This window comes from Thioalkalivibrio sp. ALMg3, assembly GCF_000381225.1.
GTDB classification, from domain to species: domain Bacteria; phylum Pseudomonadota; class Gammaproteobacteria; order Ectothiorhodospirales; family Ectothiorhodospiraceae; genus Thioalkalivibrio; species Thioalkalivibrio versutus.
On the sequence record NZ_KB906220.1, the window covers coordinates 110131 to 124723 of the forward strand.

15 protein-coding genes are annotated in these 14593 nt (G+C 65.8%); 12 read left to right on the forward strand and 3 right to left on the reverse strand.

From position 1 onward, the window contains the following. Positions 1 to 7 precede the first annotated feature (7 nt). From cheY to F622_RS0102710, 11 genes are all read left to right on the forward strand, one after another. Positions 8 to 388: a chemotaxis response regulator CheY gene (gene cheY, locus F622_RS0102660; RefSeq protein WP_018145741.1), complete on the forward strand. Its 381-nt coding sequence runs from the start codon at positions 8 to 10 to the stop codon at positions 386 to 388. Between the two features lie 95 nt (positions 389 to 483). After that, complete coding sequence (locus tag F622_RS0102665) at positions 484 to 1260, forward strand: protein phosphatase CheZ (protein ID WP_018176832.1); 777 nt, start codon at positions 484 to 486, stop codon at positions 1258 to 1260. A gap of 44 nt (positions 1261 to 1304) precedes the next feature. Then, on the forward strand, positions 1305 to 3368 hold the full coding sequence (locus tag F622_RS0102670) for a chemotaxis protein CheA (protein WP_018176831.1): 2064 nt from the start codon (positions 1305 to 1307) through the stop codon (positions 3366 to 3368). Positions 3369 to 3370: 2 nt separating this feature from the next. Continuing rightward, complete coding sequence (locus F622_RS0102675; RefSeq protein ID WP_018176830.1) at positions 3371 to 4486, forward strand: chemotaxis response regulator protein-glutamate methylesterase; 1116 nt, start codon at positions 3371 to 3373, stop codon at positions 4484 to 4486. A 1-nt stretch (position 4487) separates the two neighbouring features. Next, a complete protein-coding gene (locus F622_RS0102680) occupies positions 4488 to 5231 on the forward strand; it encodes a flagellar motor protein (RefSeq protein WP_018145737.1) in 744 nt (247 codons plus the stop codon). Positions 5232 to 5238: 7 nt separating this feature from the next. Further along, the gene (motD, locus tag F622_RS0102685; RefSeq protein WP_018169734.1) at positions 5239 to 6141 is read left to right on the forward strand and encodes a flagellar motor protein MotD; all 903 of its coding nucleotides are present in this window, start codon (positions 5239 to 5241) and stop codon (positions 6139 to 6141) included. Further along, positions 6138 to 6938 carry a ParA family protein gene (locus tag F622_RS0102690; protein WP_018169735.1) on the forward strand — a complete coding sequence of 267 codons (801 nt, stop codon included), beginning with the start codon at positions 6138 to 6140 and terminating at the stop codon, positions 6936 to 6938. Before motD ends, F622_RS0102690 begins: the two co-directional genes overlap by 4 nt. After that, complete coding sequence (locus tag F622_RS0102695; RefSeq protein WP_018176829.1) at positions 6935 to 7648, forward strand: chemotaxis protein CheW; 714 nt, start codon at positions 6935 to 6937, stop codon at positions 7646 to 7648. Before F622_RS0102690 ends, F622_RS0102695 begins: the two co-directional genes overlap by 4 nt. Positions 7649 to 7775: 127 nt before the next feature. After that, complete coding sequence (locus F622_RS0102700; RefSeq protein ID WP_018145733.1) at positions 7776 to 8234, forward strand: chemotaxis protein CheW; 459 nt, start codon at positions 7776 to 7778, stop codon at positions 8232 to 8234. Between the two features lie 63 nt (positions 8235 to 8297). Beyond that, positions 8298 to 8483: a hypothetical protein gene (locus F622_RS0102705; protein WP_018169737.1), complete on the forward strand. Its 186-nt coding sequence runs from the start codon at positions 8298 to 8300 to the stop codon at positions 8481 to 8483. A 140-nt stretch (positions 8484 to 8623) separates the two neighbouring features. After that, positions 8624 to 9049 carry a DUF2802 domain-containing protein gene (locus tag F622_RS0102710; protein WP_018176827.1) on the forward strand — a complete coding sequence of 142 codons (426 nt, stop codon included), beginning with the start codon at positions 8624 to 8626 and terminating at the stop codon, positions 9047 to 9049. Here the strand turns inward: F622_RS0102710 and F622_RS0102715 are convergent. Next, positions 9044 to 9415, reverse strand: a complete 372-nt coding sequence (locus F622_RS0102715) for an EscU/YscU/HrcU family type III secretion system export apparatus switch protein (protein WP_018176826.1) — start codon at positions 9413 to 9415, stop codon at positions 9044 to 9046. The genes F622_RS0102710 and F622_RS0102715 overlap by 6 nt on opposite strands. Positions 9416 to 9419: 4 nt before the next feature. Continuing rightward, positions 9420 to 10694 (reverse strand): flagellar hook-length control protein FliK, encoded by a 1275-nt coding sequence (locus tag F622_RS0102720; protein ID WP_018176825.1) that lies wholly within the window; start codon positions 10692 to 10694, stop codon positions 9420 to 9422. A gap of 119 nt (positions 10695 to 10813) precedes the next feature. On the opposite strand from F622_RS0102720, the gene F622_RS0102725 reads away from it, so the two are divergent. Beyond that, positions 10814 to 11305 carry a low molecular weight protein-tyrosine-phosphatase gene (locus F622_RS0102725; RefSeq protein ID WP_038096060.1) on the forward strand — a complete coding sequence of 164 codons (492 nt, stop codon included), beginning with the start codon at positions 10814 to 10816 and terminating at the stop codon, positions 11303 to 11305. 197 nt (positions 11306 to 11502) lie between these two features. On the opposite strand, the gene F622_RS0102730 is transcribed toward F622_RS0102725, so the two are convergent. Further along, positions 11503 to 14520, reverse strand: coding sequence for an Rne/Rng family ribonuclease (locus F622_RS0102730; RefSeq protein WP_019571272.1), 3018 nt, complete (start codon positions 14518 to 14520; stop codon positions 11503 to 11505). Positions 14521 to 14593 lie beyond the last annotated feature (73 nt).

Below are 14593 nucleotides of genomic sequence, written 5' to 3' on the forward strand. Positions count from 1 at the left end.
CAAGGGAATGAAAATTCTCATCGTGGACGATTTTTCCACGATGCGGCGCATTATCAAGAACCTCTTGCGCGATCTTGGCTTCAATAATACGCAGGAAGCCGACGACGGCAGCACCGCGCTGCCGATGCTGCAAAATGGTGATTTCGACTTCCTGATTACCGACTGGAACATGCCCAACATGCCGGGCATCGACCTGCTGAAGGCCGTCCGGGCGGATGCCAACCTGAAGTCGATGCCGGTGCTGATGGTGACGGCCGAGGCCAAGCGCGACCAGATCGTGGAGGCCGCGGAGGCGGGTGTGAACGGTTATGTGGTCAAGCCGTTTACCGCCGAAACGCTGAAGGAAAAGATCGACAAGATCTTCGAACGTATTGAAGCACAGGGCTAAGGATCGCCCGGTGGTGAATACGGACGACGTCCGTCTCGCTTGCGCGGGTGGGCGTGACCCGGCTCCTTCGGCGCCGTACCAGCAAGAGGCTCCTCATGACTGAACAGGAACACCCCCCACGCGACGGCCAGCTCGAGCTGGCCCGACAACTGGTGCAGACGCTCGAGGCGGGCGACGACGCGGCGGCGCGCGCGCTGGTGCAGGATCTTGCGCGTCCTTACGACCGCGAGCTCTTCGATGAACTGGGCAAGCTGACGCGCGACCTTCACGAGGCCTTGCAGAGTTTCCGTGGGGACTCGCGTCTGGTGGAGCTGACGCAGGCGGAGATCCCGGATGCGAAGGAACGCCTGAACTACGTGGTCACCATGACCGAGCAGGCCGCGCACGCCACGATGGGCGCCATCGAGTCGAGCCTGCCGATCGCCGAGTCGTTCAGCCAGCAGGCGGCCGACTTGACCGCCAAATGGACGCGGTTTCGCAACCGGCAGCTCTCGGTGGACGAATTCCGCGATTTCGCGCGTGAGCTGGACAGCTTCTTCGGGCAGGCGGGCGAGGACGCCGAGGAGTTGCGGCGGCTGCTCTCCGAGGTGCTGATGGCACAAAGTTATCAGGACATTACCGGCCAGGTGATTCGCCGGGTGATCCAGTTGGTGACTGACCTCGAAGAGAACCTCGTTACCCTGATTCGGCTCTCCAGCGGGCGCATGGAGCAGGTCGAAGCGGCCGAGGCGTCCCTGGATCGTGGCGAAGAAGACCGCGAGGCGGACCGCAAGGGTCACGGCCCCAGTGTGCCCAAGACTCAAGATTCCAGCGCAGATGTCGTTCAAGGACAGGACGAGGTGGACGATCTGCTATCAAGCCTGGGCTTCTAGCAGTGCCCCCCATACGACTGGCGCCACGGGACCGGAGAGACTGAATGGCCATCGACCCCAATGACGAGATCCTTCAGGACTTCCTGATCGAGGCCGGGGAACTGCTGGAGGGGCTCAACGAGCAACTCATCGACCTGGAACAGAACCCGGACGACCGGGATCTGTTGAATGCGGTCTTTCGAAGCTTCCACACCATCAAGGGGGGCGCCGGGTTCTTGAGCCTGGATGCGCTGGTGACGGTGTGTCATCACGCCGAGGACGTCTTCAATCTGCTGCGCAACGGCGAACGCCGTGCCGATAGCCATCTGATGGACACCATGCTCCGCGTGCTGGACTCCCTGAACGTCATGTTCGGGGATCTGCGTTCCGGAGTGGACCCGACCCCCGCCGATGCCGCGGTGGTCGAGGACCTGCGGCGCATGGCAAAAAACGAAGATGTCGCCGGAGATACCGCCGGGGCGCCGCCCGCGCCTGAACCGGAGCCCGTCCCCGAGCCACAGGCCTCGGCCCCCGGCGACGCCATGGTGGGCGGTGGGGAGGAGATCACGGACGACGAGTTCGAGGCCCTGCTGGATACGTTGCATGGTGACGGGGCCCCGGCACCCGTGGACGCGGCCGTGCCGGGCGACGCCGGGGCCAGCGAAGACTCGGGCGGTGATCTGATCAGCGACGACGAGTTCGAGAATTTGCTGGACGAGTTGCAGGCCAAGGGCGGAGGTCCGGCATCGCCCGAACCGGCTGCGGACGCCCCTGCGGATCCACTGCCGACCGAGCCCGCGGCCGTGGCGCCCGAGCCGGAAAAAGCGGTAACGCCGGAACCGGCGGCTGCCGGTGGGCAGGGCGGCGGTAGTGCCCGCGCCGGCGGGGCCGAGGCCGGTGGGCGCTCGGCTCCGCAGGGCGAGACCTCCGTGCGTGTGGATACCGAGCGCCTGGACGAGATCATGAACCTGGTGGGCGAGCTGGTTCTGGTACGAAACCGGCTGAGCATGCTGCGTTCGCAGCATGTCGACGACGAACTGGGCAAGGCGATCAGTTCGCTGGCACTGGTGACCTCCGACCTGCAGACCTCGGTGATGAAGACCCGCATGCAGCCGGTGAAGAAGGTCTTCAATCGCTTCCCTCGAGTGATCCGCGATCTGTCGCGGAATCTGGGCAAGGAGATCGAGCTGGAGATCTTCGGCGAGGAAACCGACCTCGACAAGAATCTGGTCGAGGCCCTGTCCGATCCGCTGGTGCATCTGGTGCGGAATGCTGTGGACCATGGCATCGAGACGCCCGATGTGCGCGAGGCGGCGGGCAAGTCGCGCAAGGGTACGGTCGTGCTCGGCGCGGCCCAGGAGGGTGATCACATCGCACTGCTGATCAAGGACGACGGCGGTGGCATGGACCCGCAGGCCCTGCGTCGGAAGGTGGTGGAGAAGGGGCTGATGGAGCCCGCGATGGCCGAACGCATGACCGATCGCGAGGCCTTCAACGTCATCTTCATGGCCGGATTCTCCACCAAGACCGAGATCTCGGACGTCTCCGGCCGCGGGGTTGGCATGGACGTGGTCAAGACCAAGATCTCGCAGCTCAACGGCACCATCGAGATCGATTCCGAGATCGGCGTAGGGACCACGCTGCGGGTGAAGCTGCCCCTGACCCTGGCGATCCTGCCCGCCCTGATGGTGATTCTGGACGGCCGGCGTTTTGCGATCCCGCTGGCCTCGGTCTCCGAGATCCTGGATCTGGATTTGACCAAGACGAATTACGTGGATGATCAGGAAGTCATCATGGTGCGCAAGCACGCCCTGCCAGTCCATTACCTCAAGCGCTGGCTGAAGCCTGGGCACGAGCCCGAGGTGCGCAAGGATGCCCACGTAGTGGTGGTCCATACGGCCGACCGCAAGGTAGGACTGGTGGTGGATGATCTCGTGGGGCAGGAAGAGGTGGTCATCAAGCCGCTCGGCCAGAATCTGCAAGGCGTGAAGGGCCTGGCGGGAGCGACGATCACCGGGGATGGGGGCATCGCCCTGATCCTCGACGTCTCCGACCTGGTGACCATCCTGATGCGGCAACTGCAAATGTCCGGTCGACCGCGCCGCGCGTCGCGCTCGAGCGAGGGCTGAGGATGCCGATCAGGGTTCTGGTAGTTGACGATTCGGGGTTCTTTCGTCGGCGTATCGCCGAGATCCTGGATTCCGATTCCGGCATTGAGGTCGTAGGTTCGGCCGAGAATGGCGAGCAGGCGATCGCCAAGGTCCGGGACCTCGATCCCGATGTCGTGACCATGGATATCGAGATGCCGGTGATGGACGGCATCACTGCGGTGCGCAAGATCATGGCCGAGCGCCCGCTTCCGATCCTGATGTTCTCCAGTCTCACGACCGAGGGAGCCCAGGCGACCCTGGATGCGTTGGAGGCCGGGGCGGTGGACTTCCTTCCCAAGCGCTTCAGCGACATGGCGGGGGACGAGGACAGCGCGCGCATGCTGCTTCGGCGCCGCGTGCGCTCGTTGTCACGCAGCCGGGCGCGCTCTGTCAGTGCCCCGGGCACGACCACGCCTGCGCGGGAGGCCCGGCCGTCCGCGCGCCGCGAAGAGACCGACCGTCAGGCCGCGGCCGATGCGCGCAAGCCGGCTCCGGCGGTTGCCAGTTCCCGGCCGCCGACGCCGTTACGGCAGTTGCGCGCGGTACTGATTGGTACCTCCACCGGCGGTCCAGTGGCGCTGCAGGAGGTGCTGAAGCCGCTCCCGGCGAATTTCCCGCTGCCGATCCTGCTGGTGCAACACATGCCCGCCAGTTTTACCCCGGCCTTCGCCGAACGTCTGAACGCCATGTGCAATATCGAGGTGCGTCAGGCGAAGGACGGTGATGTGCTGAAGCCGGGCGTGGCGCTGCTGGCCCCGGGCGGGATGCAGACAACGCTGGAGCGCGGCAGCCAGACGCATGTGCGAATCGCGGAGAGCCCCCTGGGCACCATCTACAAGCCGAGCGTGGATGCGGCCTTCGGTTCCGCCGTGGAGGCGCTGCGCGGGCAGGTGCTTGCCGTGATCCTCACCGGCATGGGCGCCGATGGCCGCGAAGGCACGCGGGCGCTGAAGGGCGCCGGCGCGCAGGTGTGGTCGCAGGATGCGGCGACCTGCGTGGTGTACGGGATGCCGGCGGCAGTGGCCGAGGCCGGCCTGTCCGATCATGTGTACCCGCTGCCCGAAATCGGGCCCGCACTGGTGAAGGGGTTCTGCTGACATGGATATCCTGAGCCTCATCGGGATTACCCTGGGGCTGGTGGCGGTTCTCGGCGGCAGCATTGCCAAGGGCAGTGGCCTGGGTGCGCTGTGGAATGCCGCGGCCTTCCTGATCGTGGTGCTGGGGACCCTGGGGGCGACCCTGGTGCAGGCACGGCTGTCGGTCTTCATGCACGGTATGCGCATCCTGCCGTGGGCCTTCAAGCCACCGAAGGTCGACAATCGCGCGACGGTCGAGCAGATCGTCGAGTGGTCGCATGTCGCGCGCAAGGAAGGCCTGCTAGGCCTGGAGACGCTGGCCGACGAGGAGACCGACGGCTTTGCCCGCAAGGGACTGCAACTGCTGGTGGACGGTAGTGAACCGCAGACCATTCGCCAGATCATGGAGGCCGACCTCGACAACCGCGAGCACTTCGACCTGCAGGGCGCGAAGATCTTCGAGAGCATGGGGATCTATGCCCCGACCCTGGGGATTGTCGGCGCGGTGATGGGCCTGATGGCAGTGATGCAGAACCTCGCGGATCCGAGCAAGCTGGGGGCGGGCATCGCGGCGGCCTTTGTCGCCACGATCTACGGCATTGCCTCGGCCAACCTGCTGTTCCTTCCGGTGGCCAACAAATTGAAGTCGATTATTCAGAACCGCTCGCAACACCAGCAAATGCTGATGGAAGGTCTTATCGCCATTGCGGAAGGTGAAAACCCGCGGAACATCGAAAGCAAGCTGAGTGGCTTCATCCACGAGTGAGGTCACCATGGCGCGACGCAAGCGGGCGGAAGAACATCAGAATCACGAGGCATGGGCCATCCCCTATGGGGATCTGGTCACACTGCTGCTGGCGTTCTTCGTGGTGATGTACGCCATCTCCTCGGTGGATGACGGCAAGTACAGGGTGCTGTCCGAGTCGCTAGTGGACGCCTTTCGCGCACCGATGCAGGCCGACCCGATTCAGGTCGGGGATCCCACCGTGGCCCGGGAACGTACACCGCAGGATCTGCGTGCCCTGGTGCCTATCGAGGTCCAGCCAGGTCTGGTGGAGGATGGTCCTCAGCCCATCGACATGGCCTTGAGCGGGATGCTTGACGAGGGCCCGGACGACGCTGGGATGCAGGCGTTCCTGGACGAACTGGCGGATACCGCGCGCGAGATCGAACAGGCGATGGCGCAATGGATCGAGGATGGCGACCTGCGCGTGACGCGCGAGGCCTATTGGCTGGAGATCGAGATCACCAGCCGTCTCCTGTTTGCGTCCGGGGCGGCGACCCTGAACCCACAGGCGGAGGGTCTTCTGCAAGAGGTTGGCGAGATTCTTGCGCCACGTGTCTCCCGCGTTCATGTGGAGGGACACACGGACAATGTGCCCATCCAGACCGCGATCTATCCGTCGAATTGGGAGCTGTCGTCCGGACGGGCGGCCGCAGTGGTCAGCGTGTTCGAGGAGGTCGGGGTCGATCCGGAGAATCTGGTCGCCCTAGGCTATGGCGAGCACCGGCCGACGGCCAGCAACGACACTGCGGAGGGGCGGGCCGAGAACCGGCGCGTGTCCATCGTGGTACTGCCCGGGGCGCGTCCGCGCGCCGAGGGCGCGCAGGAACCGGAGCGCCTGCGCGAGGATCTTCCGCCCGCACCGCTCCCGATGGATGGAGACACACCATGAAGGTCTGGGCGGTTGCAAACCAAAAGGGGGGGGTGGGCAAGACCACCACCACGGTGACGCTGGGCGGGCTCCTGTCGGGCCCGGAGCAACGCGTGCTGCTGGTGGATGTGGACCCGCACGGATCGCTGACGGCGTATTTCGGCCATGATCCGGAGACCGCCACGCGCGGGGTGTACGAGCTTTTCAGCCAGTGCGCCGAGGGTGCGGATCCGGACCCGAATGGACTGATCCGCGAGACCCGGTTCCCGGGGCTGGATCTACTGACCGCGAGTACCGCGCTGGCGACGCTGGATCGCCAGCTGGGAACCCGCAGTGGCATGGGGCTGGTGCTGCGTCACGCGCTGGAGAAGATCTCGGGGCAGTACGACTACGTGTTGCTGGATTGCCCGCCGATGCTCGGTGTGTTGATGGTCAATGCGCTGGCCGCCTGTGACGAACTGCTGGTGCCGGTGCAGACCGAGTTCCTCGCCCTGAAGGGGCTGGAACGAATGATCAATACGCTGAAAATGGTACAGAAATCGCGCAAGTCCGAGTTGGCGTACCGGATTATTCCGACCCTGTTCGACCGTCGTACGCGCGCGGCGCACGAGGCCCTGTCGGAACTGCGTCGTTTGTACGGCGACGACGTCTGGCCGGGCGTAATCCCGGTGGACACGAAATTCCGCGATGCCTCCAGTGCCGGGCAGCCGCTGTGTTTCATGATCCCGGACGCCCGGGGTGTGCTCGCCTACTCGGATCTGCTGGAGGCCATCGGTGGCCGGCTGTCCGAACCCCATGAACGGAGGCGACGCGGATGAACCGTTCCATAGTCGACAACCTGGCCCTGAAGGCCGAGCCGGAGGCGCTGGACGACTACTTCGGCAGCCTGCTGGACGAGCCGGAGCCCGTTCGCCCGCTTCTGCGACCGGATATCCTGGAGCCACGGCCGCCGGTAGAAGAAGCTGCGCCCGTAGTGGAGTTGGAAGCCCCGGTCCGTGAAGCCGATGCGGTGGACGTCGTCCCGGCGCCGGTAGTGGCCTCGGCCCCACCAGCCCCACCGGCCGATCCAGCGGAGCGCGAGTATGCGCGGCCCGAGCAGCCGTTTTCGGCCCTCGTGATCGAGGCTGGCAACCTGACCCTGCTGGCGCCGCTACATGCGCTGGGCGGGGTGGCGCCGCTGGACAGCCTGGAAGTGCGGCCCACCCCGAATCATTCGGTCTGGTACCTTGGATTGGCGGATACCAAGCAGGGGCGGGTGCAGCTGATTGACCTGGCCGCAGTGGTGACACCGGAAGATCGTGACTACGAGCCGGATACGGCCCGGCAGGTGGTGTTCCTCGCGGGTTCGCGGTTCGCGCTGGCCTGTCGCGCGATTCACGGTACCCGGGTGATCCAGCCGGAGTCGTTGCGCTGGCGCAGCCACCGCCGGCGCCTGCCCTGGCTGGCCGGCGTGGAGCGCGAGAAGATGGCGACGTTGCTGGACCTGGAGGCGCTGGATCGCACCCTCGACGAGGGTGGCTGGGACTGATCCCGGCCGGCGCCATTCAAGCATGGCGGTAATCGGCCGATAACCCGGTCAAGACGACACCACAGGGCGGCCCCCGCCGGCACGGAATATCGAGGATGACATGAGCAGCGCACAAGACGTAGAAGCCATGACCAAGGCCGACACCGCTCCGTATGTGACTTTCAGTCTGGCGGAGGAAACCTATGCGATCGACGTTCTGCAGGTTCAGGAGGTGCTCAAGGTTACCGAGATCGCCCCGGTACCGGGTGTGCCGGACTACATCCTCGGGATCATCAACCTGCGCGGGAATGTCGTTACGGTGATCGACGCCCGGCGGCGTATGGGGCTGGATGATCGCGAGTCGGATGAGGCCTCGCGCATCGTGATCATCGATGTAGACAACCAGAACGTGGGGATTCTGGTGGATTCCGTCTCGGAGGTCGTGCGGATCTCCCCGGATTCGGTCGAGCCGGCGCCCGAGGTGGGTAACGATGACAGCAGCCGCTTTATTCAGGGCGTGACCAGCACCGAGGAGGGCCTCACCATCCTGGTGGACCTGAACAGGCTGCTATCGGACGACGAGTGGGCGCAGTTGCGCGAACTGTAGCCGCGCACGTCGGGTCTACAGTCAACAGACGAGGACCATGAGGCGCAAGCCGGGAGGTGAACCATGGTCGACGAACTCCAGCCGGACCGGACTGTTCGACCGGTCCATACCACTGTTCCCGGGCGCAGTTTGAGCGACGACCATGACCGCGATCCGGTCTTTCGTCCCGCAGTGCGTCCAACCCAGCAGCGTCCGCCGCGCAAGGAAGAACGCCGCCAGCGGCGCGGCCTGATCGACGACTACGCTTGAACTCCCCGGGGACCGGCACCCACTCGGTCCGGGCGCGGGTCCGTGTCCGATTTTTTCGCCATGGCTGGTCACGCCCTCACGAATCACGCGACAATCGGCAGGCCCCGGGTTTCAGGAGTGTGCAGGCAATGGGAGAGGGAATGCTGATCTGGCTCGCCGCGTTGATTGCGTTGCTGGCGACCATCGTCGCCGGATTTGCCGTGGGGCTCGTGATTCTGTTGCGTCGGCAGTTGGTTGCCCTGCGTCAGGATTATCAGCGTCAGGCCACCTCGGTAATGGCGCTGCAAGGGGCAATGAAGGCTCTGTCCGAAGGGGTTGCGACCCACGGGCAGGCACAGGCCTCGGTACAGCGTGCCCTGGCGCGCCTGCATGACCAGCACAGCGAGCTACGCGCCCGCGAGGGCGACAGCGGTGCCTACGAGCAGGCGATTCTTCTGATCCAGCAGGGCCTGGGTCGTGAAGAGGTCCGTCGGCGTTGTGGCCTTACTTCCACCGAACTCGACTTGTTGTTCAGCCTGCACGGCTCCGGGAATGCCGGCGGTTCCGGGTTCGCCGGGCGTTCATGAGTCCCGGTCCGGCCCTTCGCGGTCCGGTCTGGACTGGCGCGAGGGGGCCTGATACCCACTGCCCCGGTCGTCGGGTGTGATCCCTGCCAGCAGGAACACAAAGGCGAGAATCTCCGCGACTGCGATGTAGAGCTCTTCCGGGATCTCGCTGCCGACGGGGACCTGCGCCAGCGCCTCGCTCAGGGCCGGGTCCTGATGCAGCGGGATTCCGTGTTCCTCGGCAATGCGCAGGATGGCCTCGGCCGTCAGGCCCGAGCCGCTGGCTGTGATCCGCGGCGCCTGCCGACGATCCCATTCCAGTGCGACCGCCTTGGCCGGTGATCGGCCGCGGTCGGCCGTTCGGTCCCCATGATCCTTTCGTGCCATCGGCTCAGGCCTGTTCGTCCAGCATGCGATGCGAATTCGTGGGGCGCGGGTCCGTATCGACCTCGCCCTGACGTACCGACAGCCCCGTCACCGTCAGGTCGCGCTCGCCCAGCCGATCGCGGAGATAAGCCATTTCGCTGCGCAGTCGCGTGACAGTATCGGCCTCGGGTGCGGTGAAGTGCACGCTGACGCCCCCATTGCGCGATGCCAGGGCGATCCGCGTCGGGCCGAGGTCACCGATATCCAGCGTCAACACAATCGACCAGGGCGCTTCGGCTTCGTCGTCGCTTCCGCCTTCGCGGTGGATCTCGCCGAAAACACCGTGGATACCCTGCTCGCTGCGCAGCGGAAGTTCGAATAACCAGCGACTGTTGCCGGGCTCGTCACTTGCGAAGGACTGCAGCGACTGGAGCTGGAGCGACGTGACACGTTTCAGGAGGCCCTCCAGAAGGCCGGACAGGGCGGCCGGGGCAGGGGGAGCCGAGGCGGTGGCGGGGGGTGCTTGCGCTGCAGGGCGTGCGTCCGCCGCTTGGCGAACCTGGTCTGCGGCACGCAGCAGCTGGGCCTTGAGATCTGCCGCGAATGGATGCATCGGGCCTTGACCGCGTCCGGCATGCCCCAGCATGGCCTCCATCCAGAGTCCCGATTGCTGGACGTGCTGGCGCAGGGTCTCGGGCTGTGCCAGTTGGCCCGGCGTGGGCAGGAGCTCCAGGATACGGTGCAGTGCGGGTGCGGCCTGGGCCCCGGGCATGGCGCTCGTGGCTGGCGCCCCGGTCCCGGAGGGCTGGGTCAGCAGGCCATGCAGAGCCGGCCCCAGTGAGCGAGCCCCGGGGAGCTGTAGACGCAGTTCTTGTCCCAGCCACTGCTGGGCCGGGTTGGGCGCTGAGCCGCTACTGGCGGGGCGGGGTGCGGCGCGATCCATGGTCAGGGGGAGCAGGCGGACCTCCAGGCGTGGCTCGGTGCGGGTGATCTCGGCCAGCATGGCGGTGCCGGAAGCGCCCGATCCGGGTCGGTTCAACAAGGCCGTGGGCAATGCGCCGGTCAGCTGGGCGGCGACCACCGTGGCAGGGGGGGAGGGGCGTGTCGCGGTCGATGCGCCGCTGCGGCCCGGGGAGGGTTCGAGACGCAGCCGCACCCCGCGATCGGCAAGTACGTCCAGGACACGAACCTCGATGCGCGTTCCGGTCTGGAGGGATTGTCGCGTTCCGGTGCCCGCCCCACTGGCCACATTGCCGGGGGGTGTCCAGCCGGGAATGCGCGGACCGCCAAGGTCGACCATCAATGGATCTCGTGATGCAAAGCCTCAGCATGGCATACCGGAGGGCGCGGAATGAAACGGCCCGCCCAGGATGCCCGGTTTGTTATCCTGATGCCTTTCGCGATTCGGACTGTGGAGCGATGTCGAAGATACGTGTACTGATGGTTTGCCTGGGCAATATTTGTCGCTCGCCGATGGCCCATGGGGTGTTCGAGGCGCGGGTGCGCGAACACGGACTGAACGAGGCCATCGAGGTGGATTCGGCCGGAACCGCCGGGTATCACGTGGGGGCGAAGGCGGATAGCCGGGCCCGCCAGGAGGCGCGCTCGCGCGGCTACGATCTGGAACATCTGCGCGCGCGCCGGCTGGAGCCCGAGGATTTCCTGGAGTTCGATTACATCCTGACTATGGACGACGCGAACTACCGCAATGCCGAGCGCATCCGTCCGGCAGATGCGCGGGCGGAGTTGCTGCGGTTTCTGGATTTTGCGCCACAGTTCGGCGAACACGAAGTGCCGGATCCGTACTACGGCGGGGACGAAGGGTTCGTGCACGTCATGGACCTGGTGGAAGCTGCAGCGGATGGGTTGCTGGAACATATCCGCGATCGCCACACGTTGAAGGCCTCCTGACAGCACTGCCGGACGCGTTGCGGACCGGGCGCAGGAGTCGCTGCCGGAGTCGACTGGCGCAGGGTCGCGTTCAAGCCGAGCCAAAGGCATCGGTATGACCCTTCTGGAAGATCATCCATTCGGCTTCCCGAGGCCGGAACGACAAAGGGCCCGCCAATAGGCGGGCCCTTTTTCATTGGACGCGGGACCTCGTCCTGTCAGTCGTTGCCTTTGCGGTTCGGACTTTCGCCGGCCGGTTCCGCTGGCTCGGCAGTGGGCTTGGGCGCGGCAGGTTTGTCGTCTTTCGCCTCCGCGGGCTTTTCTGCTTTCACTTCATCCGGCCTTGAAGCAGCGGCCCCTTCATCGGTGGGGGTGGTCTCCGCCTTGGTGGCCTTTGGCCGGCGGGTTCTTGGCTTGGGAGCGGTGTCCGGCTGGTCCGTCGGGGTCGCATCGGTCTTGTTCGCGGCATCCCCGGCATCGGCTGCGGTCTTCTTGGCCCGGGCCGGGCGCTTGGCCGGGGCCTTGTCGCTTTGGCCTGTGGTGTCCGCCGTGTCCGGCTTCGCAGCCGGCTCGGCTTTTGGGGCCGGTTCCCGGGAATCGGAAACGGCCGGCTGGCTTTCCGTCGGGGTGTTCGGCTCGCTGGAGCCCGGAGTCCCTTCGCCGGCGGAGGTGTCTGCGGAGGCCGGGGCCGGCTTGCGGCCGCGACCACCGCGGCTACGCCCCTTGGCGGGTGCGGCGTCCTTGGGGACGCCATCGTCGGGGCTGGCCTTTTCCGGTGGCGGGGTGCTCTCGCCACCGTCCCGGGTTGGGGCAGAGGACTCGGGGTTCTGAACTTCTTTGGGCGTCTCAGCGTGCGCCTTTCCGGTGTCGGCCGCGGCGGCCGAATCCGGGGCGGCCGTATCACTGCCGGATTCCGGAGCGGAACCCTCGTTTGCAGTGTTCTGCGCACCATCGGTGCCGGCTTCGCCGGCGTTTTCGCCAGAACGTCCACGACCGCCACGACGCCGGCCACCGCGACGGGAACGGCGGGAACGGGTGCTGCGACCCTTGCTGCCGTCATCCTCGTCCGACTTCTCCGGTCCGTTACCCGCAGGAGTGTCCGCGGCTTCGCTAGTGGCGGCCTCGTCCTTGTCCCGTGCTGGTTTCTCGGCCGGCTTCTCGGCCGGTTTCGAGTCTGCGGACTTCTCGGGTCCCCTGGTGTCAGGCGTCCGGCCTTCGGCGGCTTGTTTCGGCGATTCGTTGCTCGTGCCCTTCGCGGCATCGGCATCTTTCTTGCCGCCACGACGGGAACGGCCCTTGGCACCATCGGGCTTGGTGCCATTGCCCTTGGCACTATCCGTCTTGTCGGGTGCGCCCTTCTTGCCCTTGTCGGTCTCGTCACGCTTGTCGCCGGTATTGCGGCCGCCGTTGTCGGCCTTTTTCCGACTGCCCCCGCGGCCGCTGCCCTTGCCGCCGCGGTTGCTTTCGCCGGCGCGCCCGCGACCTCCGCCCTTGCGGCTGTCTTCCTGTTCATCTTCCGGTCCGTCTGCCGGACGCGCGTTGGGGAACAGCGAGGACCAGATGCGCGTGAAGAATCCGGGCTTCGCCACCGGCTGTGACGTCTCTGGAGCGGAGGGTGCGCTGTCGCTGACCGGGGCCGGCCCGGTCATCTTGACGCCCTGGACCAGTGGCTTTTCGACCTTGCTGCGGCGCTCCTGATGCGGATCGCTCTCGTCCTCGGTGGTCTCCACCAGTTCGTGCGAGCCGCGGTCGCTGATCGCCTCTTCGCGTTCGTCGCCGCGCACGCGGCGGACCTCGAAGCGTGGAGTAAGGTACTGCGGGTTGGGGATGATGCTGATGTCGACCTTGTGACGCTCCTCGATGTCGTTGATCGATTCGCGCTTCTCGTTCAGCAGGAAGGTGCCCACGTCGACCGGGACCTGACCCATCACCAGGCCCGTGCGGTCCTTCATCGCCTCTTCCTCGATCAATCGCAGGATCGACAGGGCGAGGGATTCCACGCTACGGATCTGGCCGTGACCCTGGCAGCGCGGGCAGGTGTTCTGGCTGGATTCCCCCAGCGATGAACGCAGGCGCTGGCGCGACATCTCCAGCAGGCCGAAGCGGCTGATGCGCCCGACCTGGACCCGGGCGCGATCCATCTCCAGCGCTTCGCGCAGGCGGTTTTCGACCTCCCGCTGGTGCTTGTTGGCGTTCATGTCGATGAAATCGATCACGATCAGGCCGCCCAGGTCGCGGATGCGCAACTGGCGCGCGACTTCTTCCGCCGCCTCCAGGTTGGTGTGGAAGGCGGTCTCCTCGATGTCGCCACCCTTGGTCGAGCGCGCAGAGTTGACGTCGATGGAGATCAGGGCTTCGGTGTGGTCGATGACCAGCGCACCGCCGGAGGGCAGGGTGACGTCGCGGTCGAATGCGCTCTCGATCTGGCTCTCGATCTGGTAACGATTGAACAGCGGGACCGGGTCGTCGTAGCGCTTGAGCTTGCGCAGGCTGTTGGGCATGACCAGACGAACGAATTCCTCGGCCTGCTGGTAAACGTCGTTGTCATCGATGATGACCTCGCCGACGTCGTTGCGCATGTGGTCGCGCAGGGCGCGGATGATGACGTTGCTTTCCTGGTGGATCAGCGCCGGGGTCTTGGCCTTTTCCGCCGCTTCGGTGACCGCCGCCCACAGGGCAGTCATGTAATCCAGATCCCACTGGAGCTCTTCGGTGGTACGCCCGACGCCCGCGGTACGGGCGATTACGCCCATGCCGTCCGGCATCGTCAGTCCGGAGAGTGCGTCACGCAGGGAGGCGCGGTCTTCGCCCTCGATGCGGCGCGAGACTCCACCGGCCTTCGGGTTGTTGGGCATCAGGACCAGATAACGGCCGGCCAGGCTGATGTAGGTAGTCAGCGCGGCACCCTTGTTGCCGCGCTCTTCCTTTTCCACCTGGACGAGGAGTTCCGTGCCTTCCTTCAGGAAGTCGCGGATTGGCTTGTCGCTGTCGGCAGGGGCGCCAACCGCGGAATGAGCGATCTCCTTGAACGGGAGGAAGCCGTGGCGATCAGCACCAAAGTTGACGAACGCGGCCTCCAGGCTCGGTTCGACGCGGGTGATCTTGGCCTTGTAGATGTTCGCCTTTTTGCGTTCGCGCGAAGGCAGTTCGATATCCAGGTCGTACAGCCGCTGGCCGTCGACCATGGCGACCCGCAACTCTTCCGGCTGCGTGGCATTGATCAGGATGCGTTTCATGCATTGGACTCGGTAGGGCGTCCTGGCGTCCGGCGGGGAAGATCGGGGTCCGGGGTGCGGCGATCGAGCGGCG

Bases quoted from the DNA above. Each gene is read 5' to 3' on its own strand.
- cheY (WP_018145741.1), top strand. From the start codon at position 8: ATGAAAATTCTCATCGTGGACGATTTTTCCACGATGCGGCGCATTATC.
- F622_RS0102665 (WP_018176832.1), top strand. From the start codon at position 484: ATGACTGAACAGGAACACCCCCCACGCGACGGCCAGCTCGAGCTGGCC.
- F622_RS0102670 (WP_018176831.1), top strand. From the start codon at position 1,305: ATGGCCATCGACCCCAATGACGAGATCCTTCAGGACTTCCTGATCGAG.
- F622_RS0102675 (WP_018176830.1), top strand. From the start codon at position 3,371: ATGCCGATCAGGGTTCTGGTAGTTGACGATTCGGGGTTCTTTCGTCGG.
- F622_RS0102680 (WP_018145737.1), top strand. From the start codon at position 4,488: ATGGATATCCTGAGCCTCATCGGGATTACCCTGGGGCTGGTGGCGGTT.
- motD (WP_018169734.1), top strand. From the start codon at position 5,239: ATGGCGCGACGCAAGCGGGCGGAAGAACATCAGAATCACGAGGCATGG.
- F622_RS0102690 (WP_018169735.1), top strand. From the start codon at position 6,138: ATGAAGGTCTGGGCGGTTGCAAACCAAAAGGGGGGGGTGGGCAAGACC.
- F622_RS0102695 (WP_018176829.1), top strand. From the start codon at position 6,935: ATGAACCGTTCCATAGTCGACAACCTGGCCCTGAAGGCCGAGCCGGAG.
- F622_RS0102700 (WP_018145733.1), top strand. From the start codon at position 7,776: ATGACCAAGGCCGACACCGCTCCGTATGTGACTTTCAGTCTGGCGGAG.
- F622_RS0102705 (WP_018169737.1), top strand. From the start codon at position 8,298: ATGGTCGACGAACTCCAGCCGGACCGGACTGTTCGACCGGTCCATACC.
- F622_RS0102710 (WP_018176827.1), top strand. From the start codon at position 8,624: ATGCTGATCTGGCTCGCCGCGTTGATTGCGTTGCTGGCGACCATCGTC.
- F622_RS0102715 (WP_018176826.1), bottom strand. From the start codon at position 9,415: ATGGCACGAAAGGATCATGGGGACCGAACGGCCGACCGCGGCCGATCA.
- F622_RS0102720 (WP_018176825.1), bottom strand. From the start codon at position 10,694: ATGGTCGACCTTGGCGGTCCGCGCATTCCCGGCTGGACACCCCCCGGC.
- F622_RS0102725 (WP_038096060.1), top strand. From the start codon at position 10,814: ATGTCGAAGATACGTGTACTGATGGTTTGCCTGGGCAATATTTGTCGC.
- F622_RS0102730 (WP_019571272.1), bottom strand. From the start codon at position 14,520: ATGAAACGCATCCTGATCAATGCCACGCAGCCGGAAGAGTTGCGGGTC.